Source organism: Crocosphaera sp. UHCC 0190 (genome assembly GCF_034932065.1).
Taxonomy (GTDB): Bacteria; Cyanobacteriota; Cyanobacteriia; order Cyanobacteriales; family Microcystaceae; genus UHCC-0190.
The window spans coordinates 65,204-76,693 of sequence record NZ_JAYGHP010000017.1; the positions used below are offsets into that span (position 1 = coordinate 65,204).

The 11,490-nt window shown below is 36.3% G+C and carries 10 protein-coding genes and 1 pseudogene; 6 read left to right on the forward strand and 5 right to left on the reverse strand.

What is annotated here, in order from left to right:
• Positions 1 to 40 precede the first annotated feature (40 nt).
• Genes VB715_RS19250 through VB715_RS19265 form a run of 4 tightly spaced genes read left to right on the forward strand, consistent with a single transcriptional unit; the run spans position 41 to position 3,860 of the window.
• Complete coding sequence (locus VB715_RS19250; RefSeq protein WP_323302842.1) at positions 41 to 1,477, forward strand: HAMP domain-containing sensor histidine kinase; 1,437 nt, start codon at positions 41 to 43, stop codon at positions 1,475 to 1,477.
• Positions 1,478 to 1,521: 44 nt separating this feature from the next.
• On the forward strand, positions 1,522 to 2,691 hold the full coding sequence (locus tag VB715_RS19255) for a MotA/TolQ/ExbB proton channel family protein (RefSeq protein ID WP_323302843.1): 1,170 nt from the start codon (positions 1,522 to 1,524) through the stop codon (positions 2,689 to 2,691).
• Position 2,692: 1 nt separating this feature from the next.
• Complete coding sequence (locus VB715_RS19260) at positions 2,693 to 3,169, forward strand: hypothetical protein (protein ID WP_323302844.1); 477 nt, start codon at positions 2,693 to 2,695, stop codon at positions 3,167 to 3,169.
• Positions 3,159 to 3,860: a hypothetical protein gene (locus VB715_RS19265; RefSeq protein WP_323302845.1), complete on the forward strand. Its 702-nt coding sequence runs from the start codon at positions 3,159 to 3,161 to the stop codon at positions 3,858 to 3,860. Before VB715_RS19260 ends, VB715_RS19265 begins: the two co-directional genes overlap by 11 nt.
• 33 nt (positions 3,861 to 3,893) lie before the next feature.
• On the opposite strand, the gene VB715_RS19270 is transcribed toward VB715_RS19265, so the two are convergent.
• Positions 3,894 to 4,373, reverse strand: coding sequence for a hydrogenase maturation protease (locus VB715_RS19270; RefSeq protein ID WP_323302846.1), 480 nt, complete (start codon positions 4,371 to 4,373; stop codon positions 3,894 to 3,896).
• Positions 4,374 to 4,393: 20 nt separating this feature from the next.
• Between VB715_RS19270 and VB715_RS19275 the strand changes: the two genes are divergently transcribed.
• Positions 4,394 to 4,861, forward strand: a complete 468-nt coding sequence (locus VB715_RS19275) for a DUF4351 domain-containing protein (RefSeq protein ID WP_323302847.1) — start codon at positions 4,394 to 4,396, stop codon at positions 4,859 to 4,861.
• Between the two features lie 36 nt (positions 4,862 to 4,897).
• On the opposite strand, the gene VB715_RS19280 is transcribed toward VB715_RS19275, so the two are convergent.
• Positions 4,898 to 6,889, reverse strand: a complete 1,992-nt coding sequence (locus tag VB715_RS19280) for a DUF262 domain-containing protein (protein ID WP_323302848.1) — start codon at positions 6,887 to 6,889, stop codon at positions 4,898 to 4,900.
• 155 nt (positions 6,890 to 7,044) lie between these two features.
• On the opposite strand from VB715_RS19280, the gene VB715_RS19285 reads away from it, so the two are divergent.
• Entirely contained in the window at positions 7,045 to 8,127 is a 1,083-nt protein-coding gene (locus tag VB715_RS19285; RefSeq protein WP_323302856.1) for an ATP-dependent 6-phosphofructokinase, read from the forward strand.
• Positions 8,128 to 8,246: 119 nt separating this feature from the next.
• Here VB715_RS19285 and VB715_RS19290 read toward each other — a convergent pair whose 3' ends face one another.
• The 3 genes and pseudogenes from VB715_RS19290 to VB715_RS19300 form a co-directional block, all read right to left on the reverse strand.
• Entirely contained in the window at positions 8,247 to 8,789 is a 543-nt protein-coding gene (locus VB715_RS19290) for a Uma2 family endonuclease (RefSeq protein WP_323302849.1), read from the reverse strand.
• 61 nt (positions 8,790 to 8,850) lie between these two features.
• Entirely contained in the window at positions 8,851 to 10,644 is a 1,794-nt protein-coding gene (gene typA / locus VB715_RS19295; protein WP_323302850.1) for a translational GTPase TypA, read from the reverse strand.
• A 726-nt stretch (positions 10,645 to 11,370) separates the two neighbouring features.
• Positions 11,371 to 11,490 (reverse strand): annotated as a pseudogene (locus VB715_RS19300) (IS630 family transposase); the annotation flags it as partial.

Here is an 11,490-nt window from a genome sequence, read left to right on the forward strand (position 1 = left end):
TAAAAGAGGATGAATATTTTTCTTAATTTGATGTTCCCCTATGAAGTTTTTACCCCGTCTTAATATTTCTCTTAAAACTTTTACAAACGTCTTTGATCCCACTTCCTTACGGATAAGATTAACGGTTGGTATTGCTGCGGTTTCTATCCTAGGGTTAAGTGGGGTTGTTACTTGGATCAGTTGGCGAATGCAAGATATTTTAGTCATTACCCACAAAAATAATACAAAATATATTGCCGGGCGTTTTCCCCATGATGTCGAAATCTATAGCGATATGGTTTCTATTCAGGAGGGAACGCAAAAAGCCATTGATAATCTTACCAATACCAACACCCTCTTATGGGTTAAAACGCCTCAAGGGGAGATTTTTGCCCAGTCTATGCCCCTAAAAATGGGCAGTCGTGGCATAAAATTAGTCTCCTTGACTGATATTCCCCCTCAACCTGATTTACAATTGGTCAACGGACGTTATTGGTTACTCTGTGCCACCGATTTAGTGGTCAAGGGCGTTACCCTAGGGGAAATTTATATCGCCCAAGATATTACGGGGGATCAAACTATGTTTCTCAGTTTGATGCGGAGTCTTAGTTTTGCCAGTTTAATTACTATTGTGTGTATGACTTTGGTAATTGCTTGGTACATCAAAAAATCCTTACAACCCCTAAACCGTATCAGTCAACTAACCGCTAATATTTCTGCGGAACAATTAGGAGAGGCTAAAATTCAGTTAGAAAATGCACCTAGTGAGGTGAAAGCATTAGCTAAAACCTTAGAAACTACCCTGATGCGTCTTTCAGAAGCTTGGGAAGATCAACGTCAATTAGTGAGTAATGTTTCCCATGAGTTACGCACTCCTTTAACTGTGGTTTCTGGTTATTTACAAAGTACCCTCCGTCGGGGTCATAATTTAACAGATATCCAACGGGAAGCACTAGAAACAGCAGCATCAGAGGCAGATCGTACCATTCAATTATTACAAGATTTATTAGATTTAGCTAGGGCGGATAGTGGACGAATGTACTTTCATTTTGAACCCATTATTCTTAATGAATTATTAGCTGAAATTCAAGGTATGGTTAGTCAATATCCTGTATTACTTAAATTTTCACTACCTGCTGAGAAGGTAACAGTGAAAGCTGATAAAAATCGCCTCAAACAAGTTTTATTAAATTTGATTGACAATGCAGTTAAATATTCTCAGTCTTTCGAGCCAATTATGATTAAACTAGATCAAGAAAAGGGAAAGGTAAAATTACAAATCTGCGATCGCGGTATTGGTATTCCTTTAGGGGATCAAACCCGCATTTTTGAGCGATTTTATCGGGTAGATGAAGCGAGAAGTCGTCATACTGGAGGAACGGGACTAGGGTTATCTATCGTCAAAACCCTAGTAGAAGGAATGGGGGGAACTATTGGGGTTATTTCTCAAGTCGATCAAGGGAGTACCTTTACGGTAATATTGCCTTTATATCGATAATTTTGGTTTAGTTATTCACTACTCATTAATTTAACTCACTGAGGATGAAAACACAAGAAACGAATCAATACTTATTAACGTCGGGAGATGGGGAACGGAAGAAACTTGATGTTAATTTCTGGTTAGTCTCCATCGTTGCTTTAATACTTGCGGTTGCAGTTTATGTCGTTGCTTTTCTGTTTAGAACTTCTTTTTTTGGAGTTCTTTTATATGATCGGGGAATTACTCAATATTTAGTTATTTATTTAGCATCAATTGTGATTGCTTTGACAGTGATTAAACTCATTAAACTGCAACAGGAAAAAAGTGCCTTAAGACGTTCTTGGATTCCTCAAGCAGTTAATTTTGATAATCCTCGTTCACGGGATTTATTGATTTTACAAAAAAATTTAGCTAAACAAAATCAACTCTTAGCCATTCGTTGTAGTCGAGTAATGGGAGCTTATATTCAATCAGGAAGTCGCAAAACCGCCGCCGAATTGGCCTTAGATGATTCTTCCTTTTATTTAAGTGCTTCAGAGTCTTCTTATACCTTTCCTCGTATCCTTGTTTGGGCCATTCCCTTATTAGGATTTATTGGGACAGTAGTTGGTATTAGTCAAGCGGTTAATGGGTTTTCTGGTTTCTTAGAACAAGCGGGAGAAATTGAACAAATTAAGGAAGGAATTGGCACAGTTACCAGTGGTTTAGCAGTGGCATTTGATACCACATTATTGGCTTTATTATTGAGTGTTTTGGTGATGATTCCTTTAGTATTAGTGGAAAGAATGGAATCTCGTCTATTACTAAGAATTGATATCTATCTCAATGATGTTGTGTTTCCCCGTCTCAAAGAAAGGGGTGAAGATTTGGACTATGATGGCATTAATAACTCCATTCGTCAAGCATTTCAAGATTATTTACCCACTCCAGAATCTTTAATTGAACCGGCCCATGCTTATGCAAAACAAGCAGCACAAAGTCTCTCTCAGAGTTTTATTTTTGAAGTTGAAAAATTACAAACTTTGAGCAGTAAATTAATTGAACAAATGGAACAATTAAACCAAATGAATTTACAAGAAAAAAGCAGATTTTTAGAAACCCTAGAACAGCAATTAAACGTTAACAGGGAACTCTCTCAATCGATGATTAGTGAAATTCAAAAAATAAAACCTGTGTTAGAAAAGTTAAGTAAACCGCGAATTATTACCTTTACCGACTCAGAGGAAATTTAGAATGCGTCGCCGTACTTTTTCTAGAAGTTCCCTAGAAGTTGAATTATTTCCCTTCCTTTCAATTTTAGCTTGTACCATTGGTACGCTAATTTTATTGATCATTGTTTTAACCACTCAACTGTTACAAAATGAACGGAAAGTAACCATCATAGCGAAAACAGAAACCACCGGAGAAAACCAAGGAAAAATACCCAAATATATTGAATGTCGAGAAGATGGAGTCTTGTTACATCCTAGTCAAGTTTTTGTTGCTAAATCTGAGATCAATAATGAGCGATCTCCTCTCAATAAATTAATTAAAGAAGTCAGAAAAAATCGTCATAAACAATATTTAATTGTGGCTCTTCGTCCTGACGGAATAGAGGTATTTCAAAAAATAAGAGATATGGTAGAAAAACAAGGAATTGATATTGGATATGAACCCATTGATCAAAATTGGAAACTAACCATAGAAGAACTAAAAAAAGATGAGAAATAGAAGACAGAGAAAACTCAATTCACCCAGTCAAAATCTAGACTCTTTTTTAGATATTCTCACCAATACCGTTGGTGTCTTAATGTTTATTAGTTTATTTATTACTGTGGTTGCGGTAGAATCAAGCAGTATTGTTAGCACTCCCTTGGTTTCCAATACTAAAAAGAAACCCCGATTTTTTGAAGTCAGAAATAACAAAATTTCCTATATTAATGATGAAGAAATTGATCGTCAAATTGCCATTTTAATGAAAAATTTACCTGAATGTAGTTTGCCAGAAGTTCCCAGTAATCTTGATACTTATACCTATCAATACTATTTAGATCGCATTCAAGAATATCAATCTTGTCGTGTGCAAACTATCCAAAGCTTTCGAGGATTTCAGGGACAAACAGAACATTATAAAGTCACATTTTATGACCTTGATGCTTTATTATATGAACCTTTAACCCCCGAAACCGGAGAATCTTATAAAACCATTTCTCAAACAGATTCAGAGTTTAATAAAACCCTAGAAAAATTTGATCCTAATACAGATTATTTAGCCTTTGTTGTTCGTCCTGACAGTTTTGCAGCGTTTAGAAGTGCTAGGAAACAAGCTTGGAAAGCAGGGTATAATGTAGGTTGGGAACCCCTAAAACAAGACACCCCTATTGTATTTGGATCGAATGGTAGAACCGTTGGTGTTCAATAAGTATAAACATAGTTTTTGTAGGGGGATAGTATATTATGCTCCTACTTCACAAAAGTCTCTAATCTCTTGTTCTATCCAGTCAATAACTTGTTTAACTGTGGGTTGTAAACTAGGACTAATTTCTAACCCTAATCCTAAATTTTCTGCTTCAATGAGATAAACTGTAACATCGGCAGGAAAGTCTTCTTTAAATATCTTTCTTCCTGCTGCTAAAGCATGATCCCAACGAAAATCATGTAAACTATAACTGGGTTCTGGTAACGTTTCTAATTCTTCTCCTGGAACCTTATAAATTGTCCCTGGTTCTGAATCTGTAGAACAAGCATCAATAATGATTAATTTTTGACTTCCTCTTGCTTGAAACATCACCTCCATTCCCGCAGTCCCACAATCATAAATCCGTACATTAGATAAGGGATTTTTGCTAAAAATTTCTTGTAATTTCTGAGCAATAATTACCCCAACTGCATCATCACAACGATTCAAATTACCACAACCAATAATTGTTAACATATTTCGTCTAATCAAAATCTATGTATGATTCTACCCGTAAATTCATCGCAACTCACTATTCCAGAGAATTAGCGACGTGGTTATTAGGAAAACCAATGGAATTAACAGAAATCAAGCCATCTGAGTTATCATTAGAACCAATTAGGGCCGATAGTTTAATCTTTTTAACAGAACAAAGTAACCTAGCTGCATCAACTGCCATTTTAGCTGGATTAGTATTAAATAAAGACATCATCCAAAGATTATTGAGGAACGACATCATGAAAGAATCAGTTATTTATCAAGAAATTGAAGATCAAGGAAGACAGAAAGGAGAAACCAACCTGATACTACGTCTATTAAACCGACGTATCGGTGAAATATCTCCTCAATTATCCCAAAAAATTCAAAGTCTCTCTATCGAACAATTGGAAAACCTGGGAGAAGCTTTATTAGATTTTCACTCCACAGAAGATTTAGAGCAATGGTTTAATCATTTATCTGTTTAGTTTTATAGAAATTATTGAGGTTTTAATTCAAAATTATCAGCTTTTTTCAACAGTTTCTAACTGCCATTCTTCCCTAGATATTTCAACGGTTTCTAGTGCTTTGTGGCAGAAAGTATTAATATCTCTAGCTGATAAATTAACTTCTATAAATGCTCCATTTTTCAGTTGACGAGTACCACGGAAATTTCTTTGCTCCCGTCCCACAAAGCGAGGAAATTGTTCTATGATATCTTTAAATCGATCTGGTTCTAAATCAGCGATTGTATTTAAAGTAACTTCTAAAACATCTCGCCAAGTTTTGACAGAATATGCTTCTCCAGAAATAGTTAATAATTTAGGAGTTTTTCCTGTGATGTTATTTACTTGGGGAGGTGGAGCAGATTCATCTCCAAAATAATTCCAAATTTGTAAAGCAATATCAGCGAGATATTCTGCTCTTTTTTCTATATCTTCTTTACACCATGATTGTTTATTTTCAAAATATTTATTTAATTCCAGGTTACTGTCTTTAAGCTTCTTAAGCTTAGTGTAAAAATCAGCATTAGAAAGCTCGGAATTATAGCCTGTAAGCGTTAAATTACCCAAAGAATGAATCCATAATTCATGAGTAACTACCCAATCTTCTCCTAAATGTTTTTTCCACCATTCGCTAAGGGTTTGAGGCATAATATGTTCAATAGATAAATCATCGAAAGATGCTTGTTCTCTATGGTTATAAAAAGCTTCAATAGATTCGAGAATTAATTTAGTTTTTTTAGAACGATTATTCCCATAAAGATTAACTTCCTTTAATCTATCTTTAAACTCTTGATCTTTGGGATAATCACGATTTTGTAACACTAATTTTAATCGTTCAATAAAGGTATCTGAAGCCAAATTCGTATCTTTACTAACTTGGGCATAAAGTAAAGCAAAAATTCTATTTAATCCTCTCGTTTGCACATTACAAACAAACCGCCGCAAAATAAAGTTTTCTAAGATTTTGAGAATATCTATAAAATCTTTTTCTGTTATTTTGGCTTGCATCCAATCATCATAACAGTTTAATAAAAATGGATAAATAGTAGTAACTTCTAAACGGTTAAGACGATGCAGATAGTGACGAATATTTTCTTTTTGCTCTTGATCTGGATTAAGAAGCTTAGCATAATATTGAGAAAATTTGCATAAATCTTGAAGATATTCAACAGCATTTTGATCATTAATCTGAGCTTTAATTTCAGAATAAACTTGATTCTGCTTAACTTCTACTCCCTTCTTAGTTAGATAGTGTCGAATAAATTCTGTGAGATTGTCCTTTAAAAGATCTTCCATCGGTTTCCAATATTTACTATAAATAGATTCCTGTTCATCTGTATGAATTCTCATAAACAAATAGTTGCGAATTAAGTCCGCTTGTGTTAATGGTCTACCCTTAGCATTAAGACTTTCAAACACGCGATAAGGATCATCATCAATACCAAGAACAACACTAACAAGAAAAAAACTACTACAGATAATGTTCTTTATTTTAGATAACTCTAGTTTACTTTGCTGAATTTTTTTATCAAAGAAAAGATAACATAGAGAAATATTACTTTCCTTACTTTTTGATTGATTATCAATGATTTGATAAAAATTTTCTCTATCTAATTCTAATTCTGTTGGTTGTATTTTATATTTTTCTAATCCTTCATTATAGGGATTGACTAACAGAGTCTTATTGATTTGTTCTGCTAATTTTTCATCTTTTGACTGTGTAGCTCTATCTCGTAAAGCAGCTAGAAGAATAAAAACAGTTGTTAAACGTTGTTGTCCATCAATTAAGAGATATTTTGTAACTCCTTCTGGTACAGATGTCGTCGGAATAGTCACAATAGAACCCATAAAATGAGGGCGAGGGTTCTCTGTGTTACAAAGTTCAAGAATATCATCCCACAAAACTTGCCATTCAGATTTTTTCCAACTGTAAGCTCGTTGAAATAAAGGAATAATGTATTGTTTTGTCCCTTCAATGATCTGTTGTAACTTAGTTTCTGATGCTTGCATTTGTAAATCCCTCTTGATAACCTTATATTGGTAGTGTTCCCAAATTTTAGTTAATCTGCACAATTTTAGGTATTTCTATAAAATTCCTTAAGGTTAACCAAAAGATTACCTCCATAGCTAACAATAGAATTAATTTGATTTTATAGATGACAGAAATGGGTGAGAAAAAGCGCATCGGAATTCTTACCAGTGGTGGAGACTGTGCGGGTTTAAATGCCGTCATTCGTGCAGTGGTTTATCATGCGATCGGAACCTATAATTGGGAAGTTGTTGGCATTCGAGAAGCGACTCATGGGTTAATGACTCGTCCCCCACAAGTGATGGAATTCGAGATAGATAAACTAGATAACTTATTATTAATGGGAGGAACGATTTTAGGAACCACAAATAAGGGTGATCCTTTTGCGTTTCCCATGGAAGATGGAACTTTACTTGATCGCTCTCAAGAAATCATTGACGGTTACAATAGTTTAGGATTAGATGCTTTAATTGGAATTGGGGGAGATGGAAGTTTAGCGATTTTACGTCGTCTCGCACAACAAGGGGGAATTAACCTAATTGGTATTCCTAAAACCATTGATAATGATGTGGGTGCGACAGAAGTTTCTATTGGGTTTGATACTGCCACAAATATTGCCACAGAAGCCTTAGATCGTCTCCATTTTACCGCAGCAAGTCATAACCGAGTCATGATTTTAGAAGTTATGGGGAGAGACGCGGGACATATTGCTTTAGCTGCGGGAATAGCCGGGGGTGCAGATGTAATTTTAATCCCAGAAATTCCCTATAAAATTGAAAAAGTTTGCCAAAAGATTCGCCAACGACAAGAGAGAGGAAAACACTTTTGTTTGGTCATGGTATCAGAAGCCGTGCGGACAGATGTGGGGGATCAATTAAAGGAAATTAAACAATTTGGCGAAGATCGTTTAGGAGGAATTGGTAAATATATCGCGGAACAAATTGCCGAAAATACGGGGGCAGAAACCCGCGTTACGGTATTAGGACATATTCAACGGGGAGGAATACCTTCACCGGTTGATCGCCTCTTAGGATCGGCGTTTGGGGTGGCTGCGGTTGATTTAATTGCCCAAGGAAAATTCGATCAGATGGTGGCTTGGCAAAACCGACAAATTATCAGTGTTCCTATTGCTGAAGCTATCAAAACTTATCGGACAGTTACTCCTGAAGAAACTTTAGTTAAAACCGCTAGAGGGTTGGGTATTTGCTTAGGAGATTAAACCCTTACTCAAATTTTTTATAATTAGGATAGGTAGGTAATAAAAGGCAACCTACTTATTCTTTTATCTTGATTTAATTGGGTGAGCGAAGCGATAACAATTAAATCAAGATATCTTGGTTAGTTTTTCAATCTGTTAACCTCTAATTTAACATTAGGAAAAGCAAGACAAGAAACTAAACCAGTGTTTAATTCAAGTTTATTTTGATAATCTTCCCCTTGAGGATATCGAAAGATAAATAAGCGATTATTTTCAAGATCAATAACCCAATATTCTTGAATATTTGATTTAGCATAAACTTGTTTTTTCTCGTTTAAATCATAGCTTAACGTTGAATAAGAAATTTCAATTAATAGATAAATATCTTCTGGGTTAGGATGTCTCGTATCGTATAAAGTGTCAGGAAGTTTGGCTAAAACTAAATCCGGTTGTGGTTCAGAATTAGAAAGACTGACGGGATGGGCAGAGCGAACATCAGCTAGACTATTAAATAAAGTGAGGAAATATTTGTAAATCTTGTTGTTACAGTTAGCATGATAAGGCGTTTCTGGACTCACCTCAATTAAGTTTCCTTCAATTAATTCTATACGGCGATCGCCAAAGATTCCCGTTTCTACAATTTGCTGATAATCTTTAACCGAAAGTTTAGCAGTTTGAAACATAATTCAAGTTAATTTGTTTAAGTAAGGTGGGCAATGCCCACCCTACTACAACCTGAAAAAATTAACGTTTTGCTAACTTTTTCGCTGACATTTTGCGAAGACGAATAGATTGAGGTGTGACTTCGACTAACTCATCAGCCCCAATATATTCTAAAGCCCTTTCTAAACTCATCTCTTCGGGGGCCTGTAATTGAACTAATTCCTCCCCACCAGAAGCACGATGGTTTGTTAACTGCTTGGTCTTGCAGACATTTAATTCTATGTCTTGACCACGGTTATGTTCCCCAATAATCATTCCACGATACACTTTTGTACCCGGAACAATAAAGAAAACACCTCGATCTTCTGCGTTTTTCATCGCATAGAAGGTAGATGTTCCTTCCTCAAAAGCAATCATCACCCCATTGAAACGGGTTTCCATCTCACCGGAAAGGGGACGATATTCTAAGAAACTATGGTTCATAATACCTTCACCCCGTGACAGACGAATAAAGTCTCCACGGAACCCTAATAAACCCCTTGCAGGTACGACAAACTCTAACTGGGTACGTCCATTAATCCCGGTTTGCATATCCTTCATTTCCCCTTTCCGTTGTCCTAACCGTTCCATACAAGAACCGACAGCTTCTTCAGGGACATCTAAGACTAAATATTCAAAGGGTTCATAAGGTTGTCCTTTGACTTCCCGATAAATAACTTGGGGTTGGGCCACTTGGAATTCATACCCTTCTCGACGCATGGTTTCGATTAAAATCCCTAAATGGAGTTCACCCCGTCCTGAAACTAAGAATTTATCTGGGGAGTCTGTTTCTTCAACCCGCAGTGCGACGTTAGTTTCTAATTCTCGGATCAGGCGATCGCGGATTTGTCGGGAGGTGACTAATTTTCCTTCTTGGCCCGCAAAAGGAGAGTCATTAACCGAAAATGTCATCTGTAAGGTTGGTTCATCAACCTTAATTAAGGGTAAAGCTAGGGGTTCATTGGGACAGGTTAAGGTTTCCCCAATATTCGCATCTGCAAACCCGGCCACTGCAACCAGATTACCCGCACTAGATTCTTCTAATTCTACCCGTTGTAGTCCTTCAAAACCCAGCAATTTACTGATTTTTCCTTTGACCATGCTACCGTCTTCTTTCATTAAGGCAGCTTGTTGTCCAGATTTGATCACTCCATTGTGGATACGACCAATAATAATACGCCCTAAATATTCAGAATAGTCTAAGGTCGTAACTTGGAGTTGTAGGGGTTTGGTGGGGTCGCCGGCCGGTGGCGGAACATGGTGTAAAATCGCTTCAAATAGAGGCTTCATGTCTTCGGGTTCATCTTCTAGGTTATCTTTGGCATAACCTGAGATACCTGAAGCAAATAAAGTAGTAAAATCACATTGATCGTCATCTGCCCCTAATTCGACGAACAGATCAAAAACTTTATCAACTGCAATATGGGGGTCTACATTGGGACGGTCAATTTTATTAACAACGACAATGGGACGTAAACCTTTTTCTAAAGCTTTTTTGAGAACAAAACGGGTTTGGGGCATGGGGCCTTCATTGGCATCTACAATTAAGATACAGCCATCAACCATGCCTAATACTCGTTCGACTTCTCCCCCAAAGTCCGCGTGTCCTGGGGTGTCTACGATGTTAATTAGAGTGTCTTTGTAGTGAACGGCGGTATTTTTGGAGAGGATAGTAATACCCCGTTCTCGTTCGAGGGCATTCGAGTCCATAACGCAGTCGGGAACCTCTTCCCCTTCACGGAAGATACCGGACTGTTTGAGGAGGGCATCAACCAGGGTCGTTTTACCGTGATCGACGTGGGCGATAATGGCGACGTTGCGAATGGGAAGAGACATAAGATGCGATGGTGAGAGGGGTATAGTTACATTACTATAGATTTCTTCATAATTCTAGCTTAGATTAAGCAAGAATTGATAAAAAGTTTATAAAATACTTATCTTAAATAAATTATGACTAATTGGAACGACTCTATTCATCCTGGTGAAATTTTGGCTGATGAACTTGAAGAAATTGGACTAGAATCTTCTCAACTTGCTCAAAAAATTGGGATATCAGTTAAATGGGCTTAATGGTATTAAGCCCCTACAATTATTATTATAAAGGTTCGTAGTAATGGCTTTAGCCCTTGCTGGATGATCTAAAGCGCAACTATAAACGATATTGTTATTATTACTTTATTTATGACTACTTACTTAATTTCTCAAAAAGGGGCAGGATATTTATTCGATTTAGTCAGTAATAACCCTCAACTCAAGGAAGTAACAAAAGCAGTTCAAATTGATTGGTTAGTTGCGGTTATTGAAAAGGTTGATGTTGTTAAAGCAGAGACAGAAGTTAAGAAATTACAACAAAAATATCCTCATGAAAAGCCATCTGAAATTGCTCATCATATTATTGTAGATAAAGCAATATATTCGGGTGGAACAGGATTAGCCAGTAGTCTAATTCCTGGTGTTGCTGCTGCCTTGTTTGCTGTAGATTTAGCAGCAACAACTTTGTTACAAGCAGAAATGGTTTGTCAGATAGCTTGTGCTTATGGTTTAGACTTAAAAGATAAGTGCCTAAACAAAATTAATTACATAGTCTTTTCCAAAATTATCAAGCACTTTTTTGAGATAGCTAAGTAAGCTATTCCAATTGTCGTAAGCCTCAACTTCAATCCACTCATATTTAATAAATTT

What these genes read in the sequence shown, in the direction of transcription:
- VB715_RS19285 (WP_323302856.1), top strand. Translation starts at nt 7,045, where the DNA reads ATGGGTGAGAAAAAGCGCATCGGAATTCTTACCAGTGGTGGAGACTGT.
- VB715_RS19265 (WP_323302845.1), top strand. Translation starts at nt 3,159, where the DNA reads ATGAGAAATAGAAGACAGAGAAAACTCAATTCACCCAGTCAAAATCTA.
- VB715_RS19260 (WP_323302844.1), top strand. Translation starts at nt 2,693, where the DNA reads ATGCGTCGCCGTACTTTTTCTAGAAGTTCCCTAGAAGTTGAATTATTT.
- VB715_RS19275 (WP_323302847.1), top strand. Translation starts at nt 4,394, where the DNA reads ATGTATGATTCTACCCGTAAATTCATCGCAACTCACTATTCCAGAGAA.
- VB715_RS19280 (WP_323302848.1), bottom strand. Translation starts at nt 6,889, where the DNA reads ATGCAAGCATCAGAAACTAAGTTACAACAGATCATTGAAGGGACAAAA.
- VB715_RS19290 (WP_323302849.1), bottom strand. Translation starts at nt 8,789, where the DNA reads ATGTTTCAAACTGCTAAACTTTCGGTTAAAGATTATCAGCAAATTGTA.
- VB715_RS19270 (WP_323302846.1), bottom strand. Translation starts at nt 4,373, where the DNA reads ATGTTAACAATTATTGGTTGTGGTAATTTGAATCGTTGTGATGATGCA.
- VB715_RS19250 (WP_323302842.1), top strand. Translation starts at nt 41, where the DNA reads ATGAAGTTTTTACCCCGTCTTAATATTTCTCTTAAAACTTTTACAAAC.
- typA (WP_323302850.1), bottom strand. Translation starts at nt 10,644, where the DNA reads ATGTCTCTTCCCATTCGCAACGTCGCCATTATCGCCCACGTCGATCAC.
- VB715_RS19255 (WP_323302843.1), top strand. Translation starts at nt 1,522, where the DNA reads ATGAAAACACAAGAAACGAATCAATACTTATTAACGTCGGGAGATGGG.